Origin of the sequence: Actinospica sp. (genome assembly GCF_035552695.1) — a bacterium.
Lineage (GTDB): Bacteria > Actinomycetota > Actinomycetes > Streptomycetales > Catenulisporaceae > Actinospica.
Genome location: NZ_DASZKT010000111.1, coordinates 1 through 24,237, shown reverse-complemented (window position 1 = coordinate 24,237; position 24,237 = coordinate 1). Strand labels below are relative to the sequence as shown.

The 24,237-nt window shown below is 70.7% G+C and carries 21 protein-coding genes; 14 read left to right on the top strand and 7 right to left on the bottom strand.

The genetic code is table 11. The annotated features are described in order from the left end of the window. Positions 1 to 124: 124 nt before the first annotated feature. Together VG296_RS13515 and VG296_RS13510 are read left to right on the top strand one after the other, a co-directional pair. A complete protein-coding gene (locus VG296_RS13515) occupies positions 125 to 1,594 on the top strand; it encodes an aldehyde dehydrogenase family protein (protein WP_325566034.1) in 1,470 nt (489 codons plus the stop codon). A gap of 33 nt (positions 1,595 to 1,627) precedes the next feature. Continuing rightward, positions 1,628 to 4,021: a tetratricopeptide repeat protein gene (locus tag VG296_RS13510; protein WP_325566033.1), complete on the top strand. Its 2,394-nt coding sequence runs from the start codon at positions 1,628 to 1,630 to the stop codon at positions 4,019 to 4,021. Positions 4,022 to 4,035: 14 nt separating this feature from the next. Here VG296_RS13510 and VG296_RS13505 read toward each other — a convergent pair whose 3' ends face one another. The 4 genes from VG296_RS13505 to nirB all read right to left on the bottom strand — a co-directional run bounded on the left by VG296_RS13505 (position 4,036) and on the right by nirB (position 8,020). Further along, positions 4,036 to 4,677 (bottom strand): hypothetical protein, encoded by a 642-nt coding sequence (locus VG296_RS13505; protein WP_325566032.1) that lies wholly within the window; start codon positions 4,675 to 4,677, stop codon positions 4,036 to 4,038. Between the two features lie 153 nt (positions 4,678 to 4,830). Continuing rightward, entirely contained in the window at positions 4,831 to 4,989 is a 159-nt protein-coding gene (locus tag VG296_RS13500; protein ID WP_325566031.1) for a hypothetical protein, read from the bottom strand. Between the two features lie 32 nt (positions 4,990 to 5,021). Next, a complete protein-coding gene (locus tag VG296_RS13495; RefSeq protein WP_325566030.1) occupies positions 5,022 to 5,429 on the bottom strand; it encodes a nitrite reductase (NAD(P)H) small subunit family protein in 408 nt (135 codons plus the stop codon). Next, positions 5,426 to 8,020 carry a nitrite reductase large subunit NirB gene (nirB, locus tag VG296_RS13490; RefSeq protein WP_325566029.1) on the bottom strand — a complete coding sequence of 865 codons (2,595 nt, stop codon included), beginning with the start codon at positions 8,018 to 8,020 and terminating at the stop codon, positions 5,426 to 5,428. The genes VG296_RS13495 and nirB overlap by 4 nt, the downstream gene beginning before the upstream one ends. 527 nt (positions 8,021 to 8,547) lie before the next feature. Here nirB and VG296_RS13485 point away from each other — a divergent pair. The 4 genes from VG296_RS13485 (at position 8,548) to VG296_RS13470 (ending at position 11,516) form a co-directional block, all read left to right on the top strand. After that, a complete protein-coding gene (locus tag VG296_RS13485; protein WP_325566028.1) occupies positions 8,548 to 9,738 on the top strand; it encodes a uroporphyrinogen-III synthase in 1,191 nt (396 codons plus the stop codon). A gap of 62 nt (positions 9,739 to 9,800) precedes the next feature. Further along, positions 9,801 to 10,022: a hypothetical protein gene (locus VG296_RS13480; RefSeq protein WP_325566027.1), complete on the top strand. Its 222-nt coding sequence runs from the start codon at positions 9,801 to 9,803 to the stop codon at positions 10,020 to 10,022. A 192-nt stretch (positions 10,023 to 10,214) separates the two neighbouring features. After that, entirely contained in the window at positions 10,215 to 10,697 is a 483-nt protein-coding gene (locus tag VG296_RS13475; RefSeq protein ID WP_325566026.1) for a hypothetical protein, read from the top strand. A 126-nt stretch (positions 10,698 to 10,823) separates the two neighbouring features. Next, positions 10,824 to 11,516 carry a hypothetical protein gene (locus VG296_RS13470; RefSeq protein ID WP_325566025.1) on the top strand — a complete coding sequence of 231 codons (693 nt, stop codon included), beginning with the start codon at positions 10,824 to 10,826 and terminating at the stop codon, positions 11,514 to 11,516. A gap of 264 nt (positions 11,517 to 11,780) precedes the next feature. On the opposite strand, the gene VG296_RS13465 is transcribed toward VG296_RS13470, so the two are convergent. Next, positions 11,781 to 12,146, bottom strand: a complete 366-nt coding sequence (locus VG296_RS13465) for a DUF3040 domain-containing protein (RefSeq protein ID WP_325566024.1) — start codon at positions 12,144 to 12,146, stop codon at positions 11,781 to 11,783. Between the two features lie 261 nt (positions 12,147 to 12,407). Here VG296_RS13465 and VG296_RS13460 point away from each other — a divergent pair, with 261 nt between their 5' ends. The 3 genes from VG296_RS13460 to VG296_RS13450 are packed head-to-tail and all read left to right on the top strand — an operon-like array spanning position 12,408 to position 14,226. Continuing rightward, the gene (locus VG296_RS13460; protein ID WP_325566023.1) at positions 12,408 to 13,304 is read left to right on the top strand and encodes an alpha/beta hydrolase; all 897 of its coding nucleotides are present in this window, start codon (positions 12,408 to 12,410) and stop codon (positions 13,302 to 13,304) included. Between the two features lie 37 nt (positions 13,305 to 13,341). Further along, a complete protein-coding gene (locus VG296_RS13455) occupies positions 13,342 to 13,974 on the top strand; it encodes an RraA family protein (RefSeq protein ID WP_325566022.1) in 633 nt (210 codons plus the stop codon). 30 nt (positions 13,975 to 14,004) lie between these two features. Next, the gene (locus VG296_RS13450) at positions 14,005 to 14,226 is read left to right on the top strand and encodes a hypothetical protein (RefSeq protein WP_325566021.1); all 222 of its coding nucleotides are present in this window, start codon (positions 14,005 to 14,007) and stop codon (positions 14,224 to 14,226) included. A 66-nt stretch (positions 14,227 to 14,292) separates the two neighbouring features. Here VG296_RS13450 and VG296_RS13445 read toward each other — a convergent pair whose 3' ends face one another. Next, on the bottom strand, positions 14,293 to 15,438 hold the full coding sequence (locus VG296_RS13445) for an ROK family transcriptional regulator (protein ID WP_325566020.1): 1,146 nt from the start codon (positions 15,436 to 15,438) through the stop codon (positions 14,293 to 14,295). 202 nt (positions 15,439 to 15,640) lie between these two features. On the opposite strand from VG296_RS13445, the gene VG296_RS13440 reads away from it, so the two are divergent. Then, complete coding sequence (locus VG296_RS13440) at positions 15,641 to 17,569, top strand: glycoside hydrolase (protein ID WP_325566019.1); 1,929 nt, start codon at positions 15,641 to 15,643, stop codon at positions 17,567 to 17,569. A gap of 110 nt (positions 17,570 to 17,679) precedes the next feature. Here the strand turns inward: VG296_RS13440 and VG296_RS13435 are convergent, their stop codons facing one another. Beyond that, positions 17,680 to 18,708 (bottom strand): LacI family DNA-binding transcriptional regulator, encoded by a 1,029-nt coding sequence (locus VG296_RS13435; RefSeq protein WP_325566018.1) that lies wholly within the window; start codon positions 18,706 to 18,708, stop codon positions 17,680 to 17,682. 134 nt (positions 18,709 to 18,842) lie between these two features. Here VG296_RS13435 and VG296_RS13430 point away from each other — a divergent pair, with 134 nt between their 5' ends. The 4 genes from VG296_RS13430 (at position 18,843) to VG296_RS13415 (ending at position 24,144) form a co-directional block, all read left to right on the top strand. Then, positions 18,843 to 19,769, top strand: a complete 927-nt coding sequence (locus tag VG296_RS13430) for a sugar ABC transporter permease (protein WP_325566017.1) — start codon at positions 18,843 to 18,845, stop codon at positions 19,767 to 19,769. Between the two features lies 1 nt (position 19,770). Beyond that, complete coding sequence (locus VG296_RS13425) at positions 19,771 to 20,697, top strand: carbohydrate ABC transporter permease (protein ID WP_325566016.1); 927 nt, start codon at positions 19,771 to 19,773, stop codon at positions 20,695 to 20,697. A gap of 61 nt (positions 20,698 to 20,758) precedes the next feature. Further along, on the top strand, positions 20,759 to 22,129 hold the full coding sequence (locus VG296_RS13420; RefSeq protein ID WP_325566015.1) for a sugar ABC transporter substrate-binding protein: 1,371 nt from the start codon (positions 20,759 to 20,761) through the stop codon (positions 22,127 to 22,129). Positions 22,130 to 22,275: 146 nt separating this feature from the next. Further along, positions 22,276 to 24,144, top strand: coding sequence for a beta-galactosidase family protein (locus VG296_RS13415; RefSeq protein ID WP_325566014.1), 1,869 nt, complete (start codon positions 22,276 to 22,278; stop codon positions 24,142 to 24,144). Positions 24,145 to 24,237 lie beyond the last annotated feature (93 nt).

Sequence of the window (24,237 nt, the reverse complement as noted above, 5' to 3'; positions counted from 1 at the left end):
TACGCAAGCTTGACCTTGCTGTCTGCGAGTTGCCGAATCCCGCCACCGGCCGGATTGAAAAAAAGTTCAGCGAACGAACGCGCACCCATTGACTCCGCTCCGCGCACGAACTTACGGTGCCGTCGTGGTAGCCAGTAGAGGACTTGTCATCGCCGGCGTCGAGCGCTCCGCCTCCTCCGGCCGCAGCACCGCCTCCGTCAACCCGTGGACCGGCGCGCCATACGCCCAGGTCGCCGCGGGTACCGTCCGCGACGTCGAGAGCGCCGTGTCCGCCGCGGCGAAGGCCTTCGACTCCTGGGCCGCGACCAAGCCGAACGAGCGCCGCGCCATCCTGCTGCGCGCGGCCGAAATGCTGGCCGCGCGCACTCCCGAGGTCATCGCGCTGATGGCGGGCGAGGTCGGCGGGGTCGCGCCGTGGGCCGGGTTCAACGCCGCGCTCGCCGCGGACATGCTGCGCGAGGCCGCGGCCGCCACCACCCAGCCGGTCGGCCAGGTGCTCGCGACCAACGCGGACGGCATCCTGTCCACGCAGCAGCGGGTGCCCAAGGGCGTGGTCGCCGCGATCTCGCCGTGGAACGCGCCGGTGATCCTCGGCGTGCGCGCGGTCGCCCTGCCGCTGGCCATGGGCAATACCGTCGTGCTCAAGCCGAGCGAGGACGCGCCGATCGCCTGCGGCCTGCTCATCTCAGACATCTTGCACGAGGCCGGGCTGCCGCCGGGCGTGCTCAACGTGGTCACCAACGACCGCGCCGACGCCGCCGAGGTGGTCGAGGCGCTGATCGGCGACCCGCGGGTGCGCATGGTGAACTTCACCGGCTCCACCGAGACCGGCCGCAAGGTCGGCATGACCGCGGCCCGCTTCCTCAAGCCCGCGGTGCTCGAACTCGGCGGCAAGAACCCGCTGATCGTGCTCGACGACGCGGACCTGGACTACGCGGTGGACGCGGCCGTGTTCGGGTCCTTCTTCAACGCCGGGCAGATCTGCATGTGCGTGGACCGGGTGATCGTGCACCGCTCGCTCGCCGAGCAGTTCACCGAGCGCTTCGCCGCGCGCGTGCGTGAGCTGCCCTGCGGCGACCCGAGCGCGGCCGGCACCGCGATCGGACCCGTCATCAGCCGCGAGGCGGCGCAGCGGGTCTCCGGGCTGATCGCGGACGCGGTCGCCAAGGGCGCGCGGCTCGCCGCGGGCACCGGCGAGATCGAGGATCCCGGCACGCTGATCCGGCCGGCCGTGCTCACCGACGTCACCCCCGGCATGCGCGTCTACGCCGAGGAGATCTTCGGGCCGGCCACGGTCATCCACCCGGTCGACGACGTCGAGGAGGCGATCGCGCTCGCCAACGACACGCTCCAGGGGCTCACCGGCGGCGTGATCACCGAGAACCTCGCCCGCGGCCTCCAGGTGGCGGCCCGGCTGCGCACCGGAATCGTGCACGTCAACGATCAGTCCATCGCGGACGAGCCGCAGGCCCCGTTCGGCGGCGTCAAGGAGTCCGGATACGGCCGGTTCGGCGGCCAGGCCGGTGCCGAGGCGTTCACCGACACGCGCTGGGTCACGGCTCAGGTGAGCGGTCACGCGCACTTCCCGATCTAACGCCCGGTCTGACGCCTCCGATACTCTGAGCAGATGGCGAACGAGTGGGCGGAGCTGCCCGCGGGCTTGAACGAGGCGGCGCGCGGCCTGGTCGGCGCGCTGCGCGCCGCGAAGGACGCGGCCGGGCTCTCGCTCGCCCAACTCGCCACGCACACCCACTACAGCCGGGCCTCCTGGGAGCGCTGGCTCAACGGCAAGCGGCTCGTGACGCCGAGCGCGCTGACCGGATTCGCCCGGCTCACCGGCCTCGACGGCGCGGCGCTCGGCGCGCTGCTGGAGCGTGCGGCGCTGGACGGCGGGCCGCCGCCGCGCGCGGAGGCCGCGCCCATCGCCGCGCCGGAAGCCCCCGCGCCGCGGCCGAATCCGTCCGCCGCTGCCGCTCCTGCGACCGCCCGCGCCATCGCGCAACTCCCGCTCGCGGTCTCCGACTTCACCGGCCGCGCGACGCAGATCGAGACCATGCTCAATGCTCTGCCGCGGTCGGGTTCGGGCGCCGCCGGTCAGACGCCGGTGGTGGTCGTATGCGGCGGGGGAGGCGTCGGCAAGACGACGCTCGCCGTGCACGTCGCGCACCAGGCCGCGCAGCACTATCCGGACGGCGCGCTGTACGTGGATCTGCGCGGCGTGGACGCGAATCCGCGCGATCCGGCCGACGTTCTCGCGAGCTGGCTGAGCGCGCTCGGCGAGGCGCCCGAGACCGTGCCGGCGTCCCTCGACGATCGCGCCAACCGCTTCCGCACGCTGGTCCGGGACAAGGCGCTGCTCGTGCTGCTGGACAACGCGCACGACGCCGCCCAGATCAGGCCGCTGATTCCGGCGAGCGGCCGCGGCGCGCTGATCGTGACCAGCCGTGCGCAGCTCGCCCACCTGCCCGCCGCCGCCCGCATCCAGCTGGAGCCGATGACGTACTCGGAGTCGCTGGCGCTGCTGGAGAACGTGGCCGGAGCCCATCGGATCGGTCGCGAGCCCAAAGCGGCCGCGACGGTCCTCGATGCGTGCGCGGGGCTTCCGCTCGCGCTGCGGATCTGCGCCGCACGCCTGGAGACGCGGCCGTCCTGGAGCGTGCAGACGCTCGCCGAGCGCATCTCCAACGAGCATCGGCGGCTGGACGAACTGTCGGTCGGCGACTTGGCGACGCGCTCCAGCTTCGACATGAGTTACGCGCTGCTGTCCGAGGAGGCCGAGCCCGCCGCGATCTCCGCGGCCCGCGCGTTCCGGCTGCTCGGCCTGACGACGTTCCCTGACATCGGACTCCAGGCGGCCGCGGCGCTGTTCGGCGCGGATCTCGAACGGGCCGAGTTCGCGCTCGAAACCCTGGTCGACGTGCACCTGCTGGAATCCCCGTCGCCGGAGCGGTACCGCTTCCACGACCTGATCGCCCTGTACGCCGGCGAACGCGGGGCGACCGAGCCGGAGGAGGAGCAGCGGGCTGCGATAAGCAGGCTCTGCTCGTGGTACGTATACGGGTGTGAACTCGCGATCGGGCGGCTCAACGTCGTCCAGCCGTTCGAGGCGGCCGGCGACCTCGCGCTGCGTACCCCGGAGCTTGAATTCGCGGACTCGGCGGCGGCCCTGGCCTGGCTGGACGCGGAGGCCGCCGCCCTCACGGCAGTCAGCCGCCTCGCCGAACGGCACGCCCTGCACGAGATCGCCGCGTTCCACCCCAACATCATGTATCCGTACGCCGACCTGCGCGGACGATGGGACGAGTTCGCGGAGACGTGCGCGATCGCGCTGCGGGCCGCGCGGACTCTGGGCGCCGAGAACGCCGAGGCGACCGCGCTCAACGGCCTCGGCTGGGTGCACTACCGCAAGAACGAGACGGACCCGGCCATGGCCCGCTTCTCCCAGGCCCTGGAGATCTTCGAGCGGGTCGGCCGTCCCATCGGCGAGGCGATGACGCTGGAACTGATGGCCCACGCCGCGTCCAGCGCCGGGGACGGGGAACGGGCGCTGGATCTGCAGCGGCGCGCGCTGGACAAGACCCGGCTGGGCGCGGACCGGCACGTGGTGCTCGTGGCGACCGGGAACCTGGCCCTGGACTACGCCAAGATGGGTCGGCACCGGGAGTTCTTCGAGCTCAGCGAGGAAGTCGTGCCCGAGGCGCGGTCGCGGTCGCTGACCTACATCGTGGCCCCGATGCTCGAGGCGGCCGGGGAACTGCATCTGGAGCTCGGCCGGGTCCAGGAGGCCGTGGACGCGCTGACCGAGAGCGTCGAGCTGTTCACCGCATTGGGCAACCAGCCCAGCCTCGCCGACGCGCTGGAGTTCCTGGGCAACGCGTACGCCGCGGCCGGAGAGCAGGACCGTGCGGTGGCCTCCTGGACCGAGGCCGTCGCCCTCTTCGATGCCTGCGACCCGCGGCGCGCCGAGGATCTCAGGGAGCGGATGCCCGGATCCGGCTCCGCGGCGCACCGCAGGTCCTAGAGCGCGAGGTCGTCCTAGACCGGCTCCTCGGCGTTCTCGAGCAGTTCCCGCAGCCGCGGCGCGTCCTCGGTGAGGATCTCGCGGAGCCGCTCTCGGGCGTCGCCCTTGATCGGAAGCGCGACGACGAACCAGACCAGCGGCGGCGCGATCGCGACCGGGCGCGGCGACAGATCGGCCGCGAAGGCCCGCACGGCGTCGGCGGTACCAGGGTCGGACTGCAGGTGCCGGGTCAGCGCGACGCGTGCCGCGGGGGAGCTCGGGAAGCGCTCGGGCGCGACCCGCAGGGCCAGGCCGTGCTGCGCGTTCTCGGCCAGCCGCGCCCCGACCCACGTCCACTTGATCGTCGCCACGCGCGGCACCCGCTTCCCTCGCGGGATCTTCGGCGGCAGCAGCGGACGCTCGGCGCGGTTCTTCCAGCGGTAAGCGAACCAGAGCAGCGCGGCGATCGTCACGGCGATGCCCGCGACGATCAGGAATGTGGCGACGCCGTTGTCGCCGTTCGCGACGTCGGTGTACGAGGTCGTCTTGCCGGAGTCGACGTCCCGGCAGACCTCGCCGGGGGACAGGGTCGCGTCACCGCAGCTGGCCGTGTGGCCGGTCTTCATCACGATGCCCCAGACGAGCAGCGCCGGCCCGGGCGCGAGGCCGACCACCATCCGCCACATCACAGAACCGCGCGTTACCGGCTGATATCGCATTCAGTGCATTCCCTTCGCATCCTGATACGCCTGCGCGAACGATACTAAGCGCGGCGGTCCGGGACCACTCCCCGACCGCCGCGCTTGTCCGCGGTACCGCTATTCGCCTACTTATACGGATGCCGGCAGGTTCACCAGCACGCCGCCGAACGCGCCGAGCGCTCCGGCGATCGCGATCAGTGCGCCGGACAGGGCTTGAGCTCGTCTCGGGTCCTCGACCTTCTCGGCGAAGATGCCCGGGATCAGCTTGTAGACCGAGCCGTTGCCCACGCACGCGGTGAAGTCAGCGGGATGCTCATCGCTTAGCTGCCTCCGTCGCGCGCGGCGTCGTCGAGTTCGAACGCGTTCTCGTCCCGGGGGATCGCCGGATCGTCGAGCACGTACACGAGGTCGTCCTCGCGCAGCACCGGGAAGGTCGGCAGCCGGTGCGACGGATCCGGCCCGGCCGGTCCGTCCACGCAGCGGCCCGAGACCAGCTCGTAGACGTGCTTGAGCATCGGGGAGGCCACCGTCGGCACGCCGCCGCGCGAACCGGTCAGGCCGCGCGAGATCACGTACGCGCCGGTCGCCGGGTCCAGGTTGCCCACCGCGTACAGCTCGTCCGCGGCGGTGCGGAACACCGCGGCCTGCGTGCCGTCCGGCAGCAGCACGGCCACGCCGCGGCCCGGGATCAGCTGGTCGTAGCGGCAGACGGGGATCTGCGTGATCATCCGGCGTTCACCAGGTCCTTCGCTTCCTCGCCGGTGCGGTCCGTCCGGCGGCCGATCCTCAACAGGGGCTTGATCTGCTCGCGCTCGGTGGTGAACTCGATGGACGGGTCCGGGGTTTCCGGCGCGTTCACGAAGGAGACGAAGCGGCGCAGCGTCTCCGGGTCCTCGATCGCCGCGCGCCACTCGTCCGCGTACGCGGACACGTGCCCGGCCATCAGCGCGTCGAGCTCCTCGCCGAGGCCGAGCTTGTCCTCCAGCACGACCTCGCGCACGTGCTCGAGCCCGCCCTCGATCCGCTCCATCCACACCGAGGTCCGCTCCAGCCGCTCGGCGGTGCGGATATAGAACATCAGGAACCTGTCGATCGCCCGGATCAGCTCCTCCTTGCCGAGGTCCTTGGCGAACAGGTCGGCGTGCCGGGGGCTGAAACCGCCGTTGCCCGAGACGTACAGGTTCCAGCCGTGCTCGGTCGCGATGACGCCGATGTCCTTGCCCTGCGCCTCCGCGCACTCGCGGGCGCAGCCGGAGACCGCCGCCTTGATCTTGTGCGGGGAGCGCAGGCCGCGGTAGCGCAGCTCGAGTTCGATGGCCAGGCTGACCGCGTCCTGTACGCCGTAGCGGCACCAGGTCGAGCCGACGCAGGACTTCACCGTGCGCAAGGCCTTGCCGTACGCGTGGCCGGATTCGAAGCCCGCGTCCACCAGCCGCCGCCAGATCGCCGGGAGCTGCTCGACGCGCGCGCCGAACAGGTCGATCCGCTGACCGCCGGTGATCTTCGTGTAGAGCCCGAAGTCCCGTGCCACCTCGCCGATCACGATCAGCTTCTCCGGGGTGATCTCGCCGCCGGGGATGCGCGGCACGACCGAGTAGGTGCCGTTCTTCTGCAGATTCGCGAGGAAGTGGTCGTTCGTGTCCTGCAACGCGGCCTGCTCGCCGCTCAGGATGTGCTTCGGGCCGCCGAGCCGACCGGCCAGCGACGCGAGGATCGAGGCGACGGCGGGCTTGCAGATCTCGCAGCCCTCCGGGTGCGCGCCCTCGGCTCCGTGCTCGGCGATCAGCCGCGCGTACGAGTCGATGCCGCGGACCAGCACGATCTCGTAGAGTTCGGCGCGGGTCTGCGGGAAGTGGGGGCACAGCGCCGTGGACTGCTCGACGCCCGCCGAATCAAGGATCTTGCCCAGCATCGGGACGCAGGAGCCGCAGCCGGTACCGGCCTTCGTGCAGGACTTCAGTGCGCCGACCGTCGCGCAGCCCTCGCTGCGCACGGCCTCCAGCAGCGTGCCCTTGCTCACGTTGTGGCAGCTGCAGATCGTCGCCGAGTCGGGCAGCGAGCCGACGCCGAGCGTCGCGCCCGCCGCGCCGTCCGCCGCGGGCAGCAGCAGCTGGATCGGGTCGCCGGGCAGCGCGGTGTCCGTCCCGGCCAGCGGCTTGAGCAGGTCGTACGCCGAGGCGTCGCCGACCAGGATGCCGCCGAGCAGCCTGCCGTCCTCGGTGACGACGAGCTTCTTGTACAGGCCCTGCGACTCGTCCGAATACAGGGTGCTGAGAGCGCCGGGTGTGGTGCCGAAGGCGTCGCCGAAGGACGCGACGTCCACGCCCATCAGCTTCAGCTTCGTGGACAGGTCGGCCCCGCGGAACGGCGTCGAGTCCTGGCCGAGGATGTGCCTCGCGGTGGTCTCGGCCATCGAATATCCGGGCGCGACCAGGCCGTACACCCGTCCGTCCATCGCCTGCGCGCACTCGCCGATCGCGTACACGTGCGGGTCGGAGGTCAGGCAGTGCGCGTCCACCCTGATGCCGCCGCGCTCGCCGAGTTCGAGCCCGAATTCGCGGCCGAGCGTGTCCCACGGCCGCACGCCCGCGGCGAAGACGACCATCTCGACCGGCAGCGTGCGCTGGTCGCTCGGGTCGTGCCCGGCCGCCAGCAGCATCTCGGCGGCGGCTCCGTCCCCGCCCGCGTGCACGGCCTCGGTGCGGGTGCCCGCGTGGATGGTGACGCCGAGGTCCGTGATCCGCTGCCGCAGCGCCATGCCGCCCGCGTCGTCCACCTGAAGCGGCATCAGCCGAGGCGCGAACTCGATCACGTGCGTGTCCAGGCCCAGCGAGCTGAGCGCTCCGGCCGCCTCGAGCCCGAGCAGGCCGCCGCCGACGACCGCGCCCACCCGGCGGCCCTGTGCGTATTCCTTGATCGCGTCGACGTCCTCGACCGTGCGGTACACGAAGCAGCCGGGCAGGTCGTGGCCGGGTACCGGCGGCACGAACGGCCGCGAGCCGGTGGCGAGGACCAGCACGTCGTAGGCATACGTCGTGCCGCTGGAGCCGGTCACGATCCGCGCCTCGCGGTCCAGTGCCACGGCCTCCTCGCCGAGCACCACCTCGACGCCCGGCGGATCGTCGTACGTCAGATCGGCGTCGGTCGAGCCGTTGAACAGCGAAGTCAGGTGCACGCGGTCGTATGCGGGTCTGGCCTCCTTGGACAGCACGGCAATGTCCACCGGCGGCTCGTCCGCCGCACGCTGCGCGGCGAACTCGGACAGCGCGCTCGCGCAGCGGTGGCCGACCATGCCGTAGCCGACGATCAGGATTCTCATGCGTTCGGTCCTTCTTTCAGGGGGCTGAACAGCAGGCCCAGCGGTCGGCCGGCAGCGGCTGAAGGTGCGCGTCGGCCTGCTCCGCCGGGCGCGTACGCAGGGGATCGACGACCGCGAGCCAGCCCCCGGACTCGCGCTGCGCGGTGGAGTGCCGCGACCGGGTCGAGCAGCACGGCGGCCGACGCGCCCTTGCCGCGCAGTGCGCCGTCGTTCACCGGGAAGTCCTCGCGACCCGCCACCTCGGGCGCGCCAGGTGTCTGCGACGGCACGACCTGCGTGCCGCACCGCGGTGCGCAGTACGGGCAGTACGGGCAGTACGGGAAGTGCGTCGCCGTGCTCGTCGGCCGGGTCGTCGGGTTCTCCACGCTGACCAGCGTGCCCGCGTGCGATGTCGGGCCCTTGTCCGGCGCGTTACCCGAACGGCGCGAGGCGTTCAGTTCGGTGCCGGCGGAGAATCGAATCGGGAGCTTACCGGCGCGTATCCACTCGGCAACATCCGCGAAACAGTGATCACGCAGCCTGCGGCCATGACCCCGCCCGTTCTCGCCGAACAGCCGCTAGTCGGCTGCACGGTCGCCGTCACGGCCGACCGCCGTCGCGAGGACCTCGCCGCGCTGCTCCGCAGGCGTGGCGCGCGCGTGATCGAGGCCCCCACGCTCAAACTCGTCCCGCTCGAGGACGACGCCGAACTGCGCGCCGCGACCAGGGCCTGCATCGACAACCCGCCGGACTACGTCGTCGCCACCACCGGCCGCGGCTGGCGCGGCTGGATCTCCGCGGCCGAGGGCTGGGGCGACGCCCCCGAACTGCAGAGCGCGCTCGCGAAGGCGACGGTCGTCTCGCGCGGCCCGAAGGCCACCGGCGCCGTGCGCGCGAGCGGTATGCGCGAGCAGTATGCGGCCGCCTCGGAGCTGTGCAGCGAGGTGCTGGAGTGGCTGCGCACCCAGAACGTGGCCGGCAAGCGCATCGCCGTCCAGCAGTACGGCGCGGTGGACCCGACCGTCGACTGCGACCTGGCCGCCGAGCTGCGCGCCGACGGTGCGGACGTCCTGACCGTTCCGGTCTACCGGTGGGACCCGCCAGAAGACCGCGCGGCCGTCGACAGGCTGCTCGAGGCGATCGAGAAGCGCGAGGTCCACGCCGTCGCCTTCACCTCCGCGCCCGGCGTCGCCGCGCTCCTCGACGCCGCCGAGACGCGGGACCCGGCCTTCGGCGTCGAGCGCCTCCTCGAGGCCCTGCGCACCGACGTCATCGCCGCCTGCGTCGGCCCCGTCTGCGCGAAGCCGCTGCAGGACCGCGACGTCCCCAGCGTGCTGCCCGAACGCTCACGCCTCGGCGCCCTCGTCGCAGAAGTCTGCACCGCAGTCCCCGAGCGGATCCGTCGCGAGATCCCCGCCGAGGACGGCAGGACCCTGACGATCCAGGGCAGCGCGGTCCTCGTCCGCGGCGAGGCGATCCTGCTTCCCCCGGTGGTGGCCGCCGTGCTGGCCGAACTCGCCCAACGCCCCGGCTGGGTCGTCTCCCGCGCGGAGCTGCTGCGCCGCGTCTGGCGCTCCCGCGGCTCCGGCCTCACCACCGGCACCGCCAGCGTCCGCGACCAGCACATCGTCGAGTCCACCATCGCCCGCCTGCGCACCGCCCTCGGCGACGACGCCGACCTGGTCCGCACCGTCACCAAGCGCGGCTACCGGCTGGCGGTCACCCCGGCCGGCGGCTGAGGCCCGCCGCAGGTCGGCGGCGTCGGCGCTTGGGCCGGGGTCGCCGCGGGTATGGGAAAGCGGTGAACGACCAGAGCCGAGTCGCCTTGACGGGCGCCGCCGCCGCCGCGGAGGCGACGAGTGGCAAGCGCGGCGCGACGGAGGCGCAGCCGGAGGACGCCTGGGATCGGCTCGCGGCGCTGGCGTTCGGGGGTGCGGCGTCGGCAGGGGGATGCTCAGAGCACGCACACGACTATGACTGCACCTGTGCGGCCGAGCGGGAGTCGGACGAAGCCGCCGACTGAATCAGCGTTCATGCTCTCTTTATCGCGGTATTACCTGTCGGGGTGTTAGCTGGCGCAGGAGATCACTGTCACGCGGTCCGGTACGCGAGCGGTGGCGCCGTTTACGGGTGGCCGCAGGCGGTTACCCGCGTAGTGACCTCGGGATACGCGCGGGCATAGGCGAGGTCGAGCCCAGTCGCAAGGAGCACGAACATGTGGCCGAAGGATCAGCTTGCCGAACATCGGGGCACGGGGACGACCGGGGCCGTCGGCGGTGTGCGACTGGCGGCGATCACGATGCCGGCCGCGGAGCGGTACGTCGCGTTCGCGCGGCTGGCGACGGCACACCTCTGTGGCGTTCTCGGGCTGACCGTCAGTCGCGTCGCGGATCTGCGGCTCGCGGTGGACGAGGCATGCGGGCAATTCCTCCTGGGACCCGGCTCGTCGGTCGGTTCGGCCGGGGCGTTGGAGCTGCGCTTCGAGCGCGAGCCGGAGGCCCTGCGGATCACGGTGCGCGGCCCGATCGCGGGCACCTGGCCGGACCGCGAAGGCCTGGGCTGGCTCGTGCTCGACGCCCTCGTCGCCGATCTGGGCTGTGAGATCGAGCACGGTAACCGCTTCGGCACGCTCGGCTTCTCCGAACCGCTGTCGCCGGACGAGGTGTCCGGCGACGTGTGGTGGTTCGCCGCGCCGTGAGCCGGCAGTGATCTGATACGACCGAAACGCCGCCGTCGCCTGGTTTGCGCGCTTCCCGCGCGGTTACCCGGAAAGCGCTTCGCACCAAGAGGATCCCGCCGGGATCCGCCAGACGGAGGTGTGATCATGGTGCAAGAGATGCGGTCGGGCCACGCTCGGCTTGCCGGGCGCATCCAGACGAGGCTCGCCTTCACGCTGATCGGGGCCGCGGCCCTGGTCGTCGGCGCGTTCCTCGACTGGACTCGTTCGCTGGCCGGGAACAAGTTGACGTTGCGCAGCCTGGTGCAGAACGACTTCTACACCAGGAGCAATATGCTGCACACGGTGGCCGCGATCAGCGTGCTGATCGCGATCGTCGCCGTGCTGAGCCTGCTCGACCCGAGCGGCTGGCTCACCAGGCTGGCCGGGCTCGCCGGGCTGGTGCTCTTCGTGATGTTCGCCATCCAGGTCTACCGGCACGACGGCCAGAACTTCAGGCCGGCCGTCGACGCGCTGCAGCCGGGCGCGTGGCTGCAGCTCGGCGGCGGCGTCGTGCTGCTGGCCGGTGGCCTGGTCCGGTACCGCCGCAGGCGGGGTCGGGTCGCGCCGGTCACGGACGACACGGTCGCCAAGGAGGCTCCGGAGAGCGCGTCGGCCACCTCGCCCACGGCGGTCAAGTCGCCCGACGCGGACGTGGAGCGTGCGGCGCCCGATCCGGACAGCGAGCGCGAGCGCTTGGAACCGGAGACGACGGTCTTCCGGCCGCCGGCGCCGAGCGAGATCAGCGTGGGCGCGAAGGGCGGGGACGGCCGTGGCTCGGAGGAATCCGGCGGCGCCTGACCCGGCCCGATAGCGAGCACACGAAACCCCGCCGATCGGCTCCGATCGGCGGGGTCTTCGCGGCTCCTCGCGCACGGGTCGTGGCGGGGTGGGGGTGGACCGGCCGGGCGAGGAGGGGGAGGAGACCGGCCGGTCCTGCATCGACCCGCGTTTCGCGAGGCACGTGCGCGGCACCGGCATGACGCGCACGCCCGCTCCGGTTACCCGGCGTCCGCCGACCCATGCGCCCGAAACTCCGGAAATTCTCGGCTCGCGCCCGCGCTCTCAGACCCGTCCGCCCTCGCCGTTCCCGCGCGCTCCCTGCCGCGGGATTCGCGAGATCCGGTGCCGCCGACGAAACCAGTACCCGTAGAAGCGCTTGTGCCGCAGCTTCCACGACGTGTAGCCCGCGATGCCGACGCCGAGCGCCGCGCCGAACACCGGCCACAGCGGGAGCACGCCGGCGACGGCGACCAATGCGAGCCAGGCCACGGCGATCAGGTAGCCCGCCAGCCGACGACGCCACCCCGGACGAGTGCGGATGCCGATGCGCCCCAGCCGCTCGTAGCGGCGTGCCCACTTGGGGTCGTCCAGGGCCTCCTCGCACTCGATCTCGGCGAGTATGCGCTTGTCCCGGGCTGAGAGCTCCATGGTCTGATCCACCTTGCGGCCGACAGTCTCAGGCCACGCGTACCCCTTCGCCGTGGCCCCACACCATCCAGTCTCGCACTTGGCTCGGGCACGCCCTGTGAGGCGAAAACAGCCGCGGGACGGGTGGGTCCAGCGTGCAGCGATTCGTCGATATGTGCTGTTTCGGCGGGTGAAGCAGCGTTCCGCGCATTATTCGGTCGTGTATCGGGCAATGTCACCTCAGAGCGGAGTAAAACAGCAGCGGTGAGCCGGGAGGCAGCCATGGCGGTGGAGTCGGCCCGTAATGGATCAGTCGAACTCGTCTACGAGAGCGTCGGACCGCCCGGGGGAGAGCCCCTGCTGCTGGTCATGGGCCTGGACTCGCCGATGCGCTGGTGGCCGGACGGCTTCTGCTTCGAGCTGGCCGACCGCGGTTTCACCGTCGTGCGCTTCGACAACCGGGACACGGGACGCTCCACGCGCACGGTCGGGCGGCTCTGCGGCGGCACGAGCTGGGCGACCGCCGCGTACTCGGCGCAGGACATGATCGAGGACGCCGGGGCCGTGCTCGACGCGCTCGGCTGGCGGAGCGCGCACGTCGTCGGCCAGTCCCTCGGCGCCAGCATCGCGATCGGCCTGGGCCTGCGGCACCCGGACCGGGTGCGCACCGTCGTCTCGCTCAGCGGCCTGCCCCGCGGCTACCGGCTCGCCGAGGCCGCGCGCTACGTCGATCCGCTCGGCCTGCTGCGCATGGCCCGGGTGACCGCGCGCCGGCCGCGCACGCGCGAGCAGGAGGTGCGGCAGCAGGTCAAGCTGGCCAGGATGCAGGCGGCACGATCGCAGTCCTTTGATGAACGCTGGGCGCGGGAGACGGCCAAGCAGGTCACCGCGGACGGTCCGAGCGACCCGGCCACCCCGGCCCGCCAACTCGCGGCGATCCGCACCGGGGCGCGCCTGCTGCGGCACCCCGAGCGGCTCACCGCCCCGCTGCTGGCGATCCACGGCGCCGAGGACCCGCTGCTGCGCCCGTCCGCCGCCGCCGCGCTCGCCCGAGCGGTCCCCGGCGGCCGCGCCCTCGTGTTCGCGGGCATGGGCCACGAGGTGCCGCGGCGGCTGTGGTCCGTCCTCGCCGACGAGATCGCCCGCAACGCCGACCGCTCCCGCGTGCTCGCCCAATAGCCGCACTCCGCCGGCGTGCGCCGCCTAGGATGGACGGGTGAGCGACGCGAGCGGATTCCACGACGTACCCACGACCACGATCGGCGACCTGCTCGGACGCGAGCGGTTCATGGACCCCGGAATCAGGCCTCTGTGGGACACCGCTCGGCTCGCCGGACCGGCGTTCACGGTGCGCTGCGCGCCGAACGACAATTTGATGCTGCACGCGGCGATCTACCGCGCGGAGCCCGGCTCGGTGATCGTCGTGCAGGGCGGGGACCTGGAGTACGCGTTGGCGGGCGGCAACGTGTGCGCCATCGCCCATCGCCGCGGCATCGCGGGGTTCGTGCTCGACGGACTCGTCCGCGACATCGCCGAGATCCGCGAGCTCGGCTTCCCCGTCTTCGGCCGCGGCGTGATCCCCAAGCCCGGCGGCAAGTCCGCGGCCGCGCCGCTCAATGAGCCGGTGACCTGCGGCGGGGTGACCGTGCACCGGGGCGACGTAGTGCTGGCCGACGAGGACGGCGTCGCCGTGGTGCCCGCCGACCGGGCCGAATCAGTTCTCGCCGACGCGCGCGCCCTGCTGGCGAAGGAGGCCGCCGAGTCGCTCGACGAGTGGGAGCGGGCGCACCGCGCCCGTGTCGAGGAACTCCTTACGCGGCACGGAGATTCGGCCGCGTACGGAGCGTGACGCGACGACTACTAAGTCGTTAAGCGGGTCATGGAGATAACCGATGTCACGACGATCGACCAGCTGTCCGACGCCGAGGTCGACGAGCTCCTGGCCCGCGCGCTGAACCCGCAGACCCCCATAGAGATCTTCTACGCGGTCCTCGACCGCATCGGCGGCATCCCGGCCGCCGCACCGGAGGCCGCCCCGGTCGCCGCTCCGACTTCCGCTCCCGCCGCCGACGAACCCGTTCCAGCGGAGATCGAAAGCTGAGACCTCGCTGTCCCGGTCCCGGCGGAACGCGCCGCCGGGCCGCCGGGACCAGGACGGCCGCGAGGGCTACGCGGCCGAGCGGACGTACTGCCGGGGCGCGGCCAGCGGCGTGGCCAGCACGATCCCGGCCGCGCCCAGCGCGATCAGGTCGTCCGCCCACGGACGCACGTCGATCTCCGTATCCCGCACACACGGCAGCAGATGCTCGGTCAGCGCCCGGCGGAAGGCCTCCGCCAGGTACGGCCACAGCATGCTGATCTCGCCGATCACCACGACCCGCTCCGGGCCGAGCAGGTTCACCGAGCCGGCCAGCGCGCGCCCGAGCAGCTCGCCCGAGCGCCGCAGCAGGCTGAGACCGCGCTGGTCGCCGCCCGCCGCGGCCGCGCGCAGGTCTTCCAGCTCCGCCTCCGGCGCCACGATGCCGACCTCGCGGGCGCGGCGCAGCAGCGACTCCGTGCTCACCTGTGTCTCCAGGCAGCCGCGGTTTCCGCAGCTGCACACCGGGCCGTCCGGCAGGATCGGCACGTGGCCGAACTCCCCGGCCGCGCCCGCGGCCCCGCGGTACGGCGCGCCGTCCAGCACCATGCCGAGGCCGATGCCCTGGCCGATCGCCACCAGCAGGAAGTCCGCGCAGTCCGCGCCCCGGCCGTAGAGCCGCTCGGCCGCGGTCACGGCGCTGATGTCGTTGTCCACGAACACGGGCACGCCGAGCGCCGAGCGCAGCCGGGCGGCCAGCGGCATCCCGGTCCAGCCGAGGCGCACCGACATGCGCAGCGTCCCGGTCGCCGGTTCGACCACGCCCGGCACCGCGATCCCGACGCCGAGCAGCGGCAGCTTGCGCTCCGCCACGGACTCGAGCTGCGCGCGGATCAGGGCCGTGAGGACGTCCACCGCGTCGGGCGCGCTCGGGTCGAAGGGGTGCCGGAAGCCGTCCACCACGCTCGCGTCCAGTCGGGTCAGCACGCCGGTGACGTGCTCGTGCGCGACCTGCACGCCGAGCGCGTGCGCCGAGTCCGGCACCAGCTCCAACGGAATCGACGGACGCCCGGTCTGCGCGTTGCGCGGTTCGCCCTCCTCGACGAGACCCGCGTCGAGCAGCCGCCGGGTGATCGTGGTGATGGTCGCCGGACTCAGCTCGAGCCGCTCCGCGATCTCCGCGCGGCTGAGCCCGCCGTGCCGCGCCAGGATCGCCAGCACGGCAGTGCGAGTCATGTCCCCCGAGACCGAACCCGCACCCCAGCGCATATCCACCAGTCTCCATACGATATCGAATTCTCCGGTACATCCCATCGCGAGCCCGCGTTCCACCAGCCTAGTCGCAGCGGCCGACGACGGCGGGGTCTTGACAGCGGCGTGCGGCGGATCTAACTTCCGCGCAGGATAATTTACGCCCGAATTAAAGGGGTGTCCCACAGTGCGCACTCGAACACGTCCCGGTAACCGCGGGCCGCTGCTCCCGCTGCTGACCATCGCGACGCTGCTGGCGGCCTCCGCCGGCACCGCCGCGCTGCTGCCCGGCTCGGCCGCGGCGGCCTCGTCCGCCGCGGTCGTCACCGCCCCGGCGCAGACCATCGCCGGCTTCGGCGCCTCCGGCGCCTGGTGGGTCAATGACCTGACGAACTACTCGTCCTCGGTGCAGGCCCAGGTCGCCGCCGACCTGTTCACGACCAGCGGCATCGACCTGAGCCAGTACCGGTACAACATCGGCGGCGGCGGGACGGGCGTCTCGGTCGCGGCCCGCGCTCCGCAGACGTTCCTGACCTCCTCCGGCGGCTACGACTGGACCAAGGACCCGGGCGGCCAGTACTTCCTCAAGGCCGCCGCGTCCGACGGCGTGCCCGACCTGATCGGCTTCGTGAACAGCGCGCCGGAGCAGTACACCACCAACAGCAAGAGCTGCGCCGGCGAGATCAACACCTCGGACGACGCCGCGTACGGCACGTACGTCGCCACGGTGGTCTCGCACTTCGCGTCCGAGGGCGTGACGCTCAGCCAGATCAGTCCGATGAACGAGCCAGACGACTCCTTCAGCGGCTGCGGCCAGGAGGGTATGCAGGTCCCGGCCTCCGAGCGCGCGGGCGTGATCGACGCGGTCGGCTCGGCCCTGAGCTCGGCGGGCCTGTCCACGAAGATCATCGCCGACGAGTCGAGCCAGACCACGCAGTTGCTCTCCGAGGCGCCGACCTGGCTGGCCGACTCCAGCGCGCCGGGCTACACGGCCGCGATCGCGCACCACACCTACAACAACCCGTCCGACTCAGGGCTCGAGCAGGTCGGTTCGCTCGGCGACGTGAACGGAAAGCCGGTGTGGGCCAGCGAGATCTGCTGTCAGATCTCCGGAGGCGGCGGCTACGGCGCGCAGTACGACCCGACGATGGCGGGCGCGCTCGTGCTGACCAACTACATCTACACGGACATGTCGTACGCCGACGACGCGGCGTTCCAGTGGTGGACCGCGCTCTCCTCCGAGCTCGGCTGCGACCCGGCGACCTCCAGCACCTGCGCCACCAGTGTGAACTCCTCCGGCTGGAACGACGGCCTGCTCTACTACGACCCGAACTACGCCTCGGACGGCAACCAGGCCGTCTACACGACCAAGCGCTTCTACGCGCTCGGCCAGTACAGCCGGTTCGTCCGACCCGGCGCGGTGCGCTACGGCGTCTCGGGCTCGCCGTCCGGGGTGCAGACGATGGCCTTCTGGAACAGCTCCAAGGGCCAGTGGGACGTCGTCGCCACGAACACCAACACGTCCGCGACCACGCTGAGCCTGAACCTGAACAGCGGCACCATCACCTCGGCCGGCGCGTACCAGACCGACTCCGGCGAGAACCTGGCGAGCATCTCGGCGCCGACCGTCTCCGGCTCGACGATCAGCGCCTCGCTGCCCGCGCAGAGCGTGACCACGTACGTCCTCGGCAGCTCCGGCAGCCCGAGCAGCGGCGGTGTCAGCACGCAGGAACTCGTCGGCAACCAGTCCGGCAAGTGCCTCGACGTGCCCGGCGCATCGACGACCAACGGCACGCAGCTGGAGATCTACACCTGCGGCGCCGGCAGCAACCAGGAGTACACGCTCCAGGCGAACGGCGAGATCACGGTCTACAGCGGCAGCAGCGAGAAGTGCCTCGACGCGTACAACCAGGGCAAGACCGCCGGCACGGTCGTGGACATCTACACCTGCAACGCCGGCGGCAACCAGCTCTGGCAGGTCCATCCGGACGGCAGCATCACGAACAACGAGTCAGGCCTCTGTCTCGATGTGATCGGCCAGGGCACGTCGAACGGCACGAAGCTCGACCTGTACACGTGCAACGGCGGCGGCAACCAGCAATGGACACTCGGATAGCCGACGGCCGCCCGGCCGAGGTCGAGCCTCGGCCGAACGGGTGACCAGGATGAATCGGTGACCCTCGGATGAACCGGTGCGCGCGGCGCCTCGGACGTGGCCCGACTCGGCTACGTCCGAGGCGCCGCCGTGCTGTCCCGGACGATCAGCCGGGTCGGCACTATGATCTTGCTGTTCTCCTGCTCGCCGCCCACCTTGGCCAGCAGGTTCTGGATCGCCTGCCTGCCGACCTCGCCGAAGTCCTGCCGGATCGTGGTCAGCGGCGGCCAGAAGGAGTGCGCCTCCTCCAGGTCGTCGAAGCCGACGACGCTGATGTCCCTGGGAACGTCCCGGCCGAGCTCGTGCAGCGCGCGCATCAGGCCGAGCGCCATCTGGTCGTTCGCCGCGAAGATCGCGGTCACGTCATCGCGCTGGCCGAGCGTGATCCCGTGCCGGAAGCCGGAGTCCGTGGACCAGTCGCCGTACAGCACCGGCGGCGGCTCGATCCCGGCGTCCACCAGGGTGCGCCGCCAGTACTCCATGCGGCGCATCGCCGAGAACGAGGACTCCGGGCCGGCGATGTGCCAGACCTGCCGGTGGCCGAGGCTGAGCAGGTGCTCGGTGGCCTGCCGCGCGCCGTCCCCCTGGTCGGTGTCCACCACGGTGTACTCGTCGCCCGCGTTCGAGTCGATGACCACGACCGGCAGGCCGGGCGGGAGGGTGAACTCGGCCTCGTCCAGCAGGTGCGCCTCGAAGATGATGACGACCCCGTCCACGGCCGCCTCGCTGAGCCTGCTGTACGCGCCGGAGACCTGGCCGAGCGTCGCCTCGCGCACCGGCAGCAGCGTCACCGAGTAGTCCGCCTTCGCGGCCTCGGTGGCGATCGCGTTGAGGGTGCTCATGTTTCCGAACGTGCGCAGCGTGAACATGATCACGCCGATGGCCCGGAACTGGCCGCGGCGCAGCGCCCGCGCGGCCGAGTTGGGCCGGTAGCCCAGCGCCTGCATCGACTCGACGACCCGCTGCCGGGTGAGCGGGTCCACGTTGGAGTGCCCGTTCGAGACCCGCGACACGGTCTGCGCGGAGACTCCCGCGTGCCTGGCCACGTCCCCCATCGACGGCTGCTTCGAGCGCCGAACCGGGGCATCGCTCGAGGTCATCGGCCTCACATCTCTTCTCTACGGCAACGTTGCCGCTTTGTAATGTCATGCTCAGTGGGCATGGTTACGTGAACATGGTAGCGTCACCCCATCATGTTGACGTAAACATCAACGCCGATGCAGGAATGGATCTCATGACAGTGCTGTCAGCGGACTCGCCGCCGAGGACGCGGGGAACGGAGCTCAAGCGCCGTCGCCGGAGGAAGTGGACCGGCTGGGGTTTCGTGGGCCCCTTCCTGCTCGTGTTCCTCTTCGTCCTGGTCGCCCCGGTAGGTTACGCGATCTATCTCAGCCTCTACCAGAACAAGCTGATCGGCGGGAACAAGTTCGCCGGCCTGGCGAACTACTCCCAGGCGCTGACGGACTCCCAGTTCTGGACCGGCTTCGAGCGGGTCGCGCTGTTCCTGGTCGTGCAGGTGCCGGTCATGCTGATCCTGGCCCTCGGCGTCTCGCTCGCGATCGACAGCGCGCGGCTGCACTGGGCGCCGCTGTACCGGATCGGCATCTTCCTACCGTACGCGGTCCCGGCCGTGGTCGGCGTCCTGATGTGGGGCTACCTCTACGGCAACCAGTTCGGCCTGATCTCCGACCTCGACAAGTGGTTCCACACCACCCTGCCGAACCCGCTCGACAACACGCTGATGCTGCCGGCGATCGGAAACGTCGTCACCTGGGAGTACATCGGCTACAACATGCTGATCTTCTACTCGGCGCTGCGGGTGGTGCCGAACGAGCTGTACGAGGCCGCCGAGCTGGACAACGCGGGCCAGTGGAAGATCATCTGGCATATCAAGCTCCCCGCGCTGCGCCCGGCGATCCTGGTCGCCACGGTGTTCTCGATCATCGGCAGCTTCCAGCTGTTCACCGAGCCGAGTGTGCTGTTTCCGCTGAACAAGGACGTGATCGGCAGCGCCTACACGCCCAACCTCTACGCCTACAACCTGTCCTTCAACGGCCAGGAGTACAACTACTCGGCGACCATCGCGATCATCATGGGCCTGCTGACGGTCATCGTCGCCTATGTGGTCCAGCGCGTCGGCCAGCGGAAGCAAGGGGCCTGAGATGGCAGTGACCGAAACGGCCCGCTCCGGCGCCGGCCGCGCCGTGCGCCCGATGCGCAGGCCCGCCCGGCCGTGGAACCCGAACAAGCGCCGCAAGTCCAAGTCGCTGACCCTGATCATGACGCTCGGCCTGATCTACTCGCTGCTGCCGCTGTTCTGGCTGCTGGTCAACGCGTCCAAGACCGAGAACAACCTGTTCAGCACGGACGGGCTGTGGTTCGGCGGGCACTTCGCGCTGTTGGACAACATCCGGCAGACCCTGACGTACAACAACGGCCAGTTCGTGCAGTGGTTCGGCAACACGCTGCTCTACGTGGTCGCCGGAGCCGGCGGCGCGACGGTGCTGGCCACGCTCGGCGGCTACGGCCTCGCGAAGTTCGACTTCCCAGGCAAGCGCGGGGTGCTGGCCGTGGTGCTCGGTGCCGTCGCGGTCCCCAGTACCGCGCTGGCCGTCCCGACCTTCCTGATGTTCAGCAAGATCGGCCTGGTCAACACGCCGTGGGCGATCATCATCCCCTCGCTGATCAACCCCTTCGGCCTGTATCTGATGTGGATCTTCGCCAGGGACGCGGTGCCCACCGAGCTGCTCGAGGCGGCCCGGGTGGACGGCGCGCGGGAATGGCGGGTCTTCTTCTCCATCACGCTGCGCCTGCTGCGCCCCGGCATGATCACGGTTCTGCTGTTCGCGGTCGTCGCCACCTGGAACAACTACTTCCTGCCGCTGGTGATGCTGGACCAGCCGAAGTGGTACCCGCTCACCGTGGGCCTCGACCAGTGGGACGCCCAGTCGCAGACGGCCGGCGGATCCCCGATCTTCAACCTCGTCCTCACCGGATCGCTGCTCATGATCCTTCCGATCATGGTCGTCTTCCTGGTGATGCAGCGCTACTGGCAGTCGGGTCTGACCGCCGGCAGCGTCAAGCAGTGACCGCACCACCCGCACCAAGCAACACACCACCCTCACACAAAGAAGTGGAAGGAACGTCGCTATGACAGCAACGACTCGGACCGCACGGGCGTGGCGCCGCGGCGCCACCGTGCTGGCCGCGGGTGCCCTCGCGGCCACCGGTTTGACCGCGTGCTCCAGCAGCAGCTCGGGCAGCGGCTCGTCGTCCGGATCGACCGCGAGCGCCTCGGACATCGCGGCCGCGCTGCAGAAGAAGTCCACGATAACCGTGTGGGCCTGGGCCCCGCAGACCAAGGACATCGTCAGCGCGTTCGAGAAGAAGTACCCGAACGTCACCGTCAACCTGGTGAACGCGGGCACCTCGACCACCGAGTACACGAAGCTGCAGAACGCGATCAAGGCCGGCTCGGGCATCCCGGACGTGTCCCAGATCGAGTACTACGCGCTGCCGCAGTTCGCGCTCGCCGGCTCGGTGCAGAGCCTCGACGGCTACGGTCTCGACAGCCTCAAGAGCGACTACTCCACCGCGGTGTGGGACGCGGTCACCGTCAACGGCCAGCTCGACGCGCTGCCGCAGGACACCGGCCCGATGGCGTTGTTCTACAACAAGAAGATCTTCGACAAGTACGGCCTGAGCGTGCCGACGACCTGGGACCAGTACGTCGCGGACGCCCAGAAGCTGCACTCGGCCAACCCGAACGAGTACATCACCTCGGACAGCGGCGACCCCGGCTTCGTCACCAGCATGGTCTGGCAGGCCGGCGGCAAGCCCTACACCGTCAGCGGCACCACGAACGTCACCATCAACTCCCAGGACCCGGGCACCGCGAAGTGGGCGGCCGAGTGGGACAAGCTGGAGGAGAAGGGTCTGCTCTCGCAGATCAACGGCTGGACCAGCCAGTGGTTCACCGCGCTGGGCAACGGCACCATCGCGAGCCTGGTGACCGGCGCGTGGATGCCGGGCAACCTGGAGACCTCGGCGGCCGCCGGCTCCGGCGACTGGCGGGTCGCGCCGATGCCGACGTACGACGGCACCACCGCGGCCTCCGCGGAGAACGGCGGTTCCAGCTACGCGGTGATGAAGGGCTCGTCCAACGCTCTCGCCGCGGCGGGCTTCATCCAGTTCATGAACGCGGGCGACGGCGAGACCATCTTCGCCAACGAGGGCGGCTTCCCCTCGCTGAACTCGGTGCTGAACTCGAGCTCCTTCCTGGACCAGGCCCCGTCGTACTTCGGCGGCCAGAAGATCAACACGGTGCTCTCCGCGGCCGCGGCCTCGGTGCTGCCGGGCTGGAGCTACCTGCCGTTCCAGGTGTACGCGAACAGCATCTTCCCGGACTCCGTCGGCAAGGCGTACGAGGCCAAGACGGACATCGCACCCGCGATCAACACGTGGTTCAAGGCGTCCGGGACGTACGGCAGCCAGCAGGGCTTCACCGTCACGACCAAGTAGCGGTCAGGTAAGCACCCGTACGCAGTACGGCACGAGCACCGCACCATCCGGGCGTGCGGGCCGGCCGGGGACTCACTGCCCTCGGCCGGCCCGCGCGCGGGCGCGGCACGTCCGCGCGGCAGCTGAGGATTGTAGGAAACGCCCACATGAGCACCCCCGCGCGCCGGTTCGCGATCGGCGAAGAAGACTTCCTGCTGGACGGCGAGCCCACGCGCATCCTGTCCGGGGCGCTGCACTACTTCCGCGTCCACCCCGACCTGTGGGCGGACCGCATCGTGAAGGCCCGCGAGATGGGCCTGAACACGATCGAGACGTACGTCGCCTGGAACGCGCACAGCAAGCGCCCGGGACGCTTCGACACCGACGGCGGCCTCGATCTCGGCCGCTTCCTCGACACCGTCGCCGAGCACGGCATGCGGGCGATCGTCCGTCCGGGCCCGTACATCTGCGCCGAGTGGGACAACGGCGGCCTGCCCGCGTGGCTGTTCCAGCAGCCCGGCACCGGCATCCGCAGCAGCGAGCCGACGTACCTCAAGGCCGTCGAGGAGTACTACGAGCACCTGGCGCCGATCCTGGTGCCCCGCCAGATCGACCGCGGCGGCCCGATCATCATGGTGCAGGTCGAGAACGAATACGGCGCGTACGGCAAGGACAAGGCGTACCTCAAGGCCCTGACGGAGCTGACGCGGCGGATCGGCATCACCGTGCCGCTGTTCACCGTGGACCAGCCGCTCGACGACATGATCGACAACGGCAGCCTCCCCGAGCTGCACAAGACGGCTTCGTTCGGCTCGCGGGTCAACGAGCGGCTGGACAGACTGCGCCGGCACCAGCCGACCGGCCCGCTGATGTGCGCGGAGTTCTGGGACGGCTGGTTCGACAGCTGGGGCGGCCACCACCACGTGACCGACGTGGCCGAGATCGCCAAGTCGCTGGATGAACTGCTCGCCCGCGGCGCCTCGGTGAACATCTACATGTTCCACGGCGGCACGAACTTCGGATTCACCAATGGTGCGAACGACAAGGGCACATACGTCCCGATCGTCACGAGCTACGACTACGACGCGCCGTTGGACGAAGCGGGCAACCCGACGGCCAAGTACTGGGCGATGCGCGACGTGATTGCGAAATACACCAGTACCGATGAGACCAGCGTGGGTTCGGCGGAGCGCCGCACCGCCCTGCCGAGCCCACGCTCCCAGTCCGTTCGCGTGTCAACGGCCTTCGACTCGGTCGCCCCGCTCTGGCAGATCGCCGACCGCCTGGGCGCGTGGTCCAAACACGAGGAGCTGCCGACGAGCGACTCCCTCGGCCACTACTCCGGCTTCACGCTGTACCGTACCGAGATAGAACGTCAGGGCAGCGCGATCCTCCAGCTCGGCGAGGTCCGCGACCGCGCCCAGGTCTTCGTCGACCAGCGATCCATAGGCGTCCTCGCCCGCGACCACCGTGACCGCGCCCTGACGCTGCCCGACGACGCGAAGGGAACCCTCGACCTGCTCGTGGAGGACCAGGGCCGGGTGGACTACGGCCCCCGCATCGGTGAGCCGAAGGGCCTGATCGGCCCCGCCACCGTCAACGGCGCACCCGTGACCGGATGGCACGTCCTCCCGCTCAACCTGGACGACATCGCCCCGGTCTCCGACGCACTCCGCGCCCGCTCGGGCAAAGGCGGCGACAGTGACAGCGACCGCGACCGCGCCGACATCGTGGCAGTAGCGGGCCCCGCATTCGCCCGCGCCACCTTCGACGCCCCCGCGGCGGACGGGGACGGGGCTGGGGCTGCGATCACAGACCTCTTCCTCGACACGATCGAGTGGGGCAAGGGCGTAGCCTGGATCAACGGCTTCTGCCTCGGCCGCTACTGGTCCCGCGGCCCCCAGCGCACCCTCTACGTCCCCGCCCCTGTACTCAAGGCCACGGACAACGAGCTGATCATCCTCGAACTGCACGCCACCGCCTCGGCCGAGGTGTGCCTGCTCGCACAGCAGGAGCTAGGGCACACAGAGTTCTGAGGTACATGGGTCGGAGGTGCCGCGGTAAATTCGGCCGCGGCACCTCTGCTTTCGCTGACGATCAAGTCACCGAAAATCGCCGCTTCGCGACTG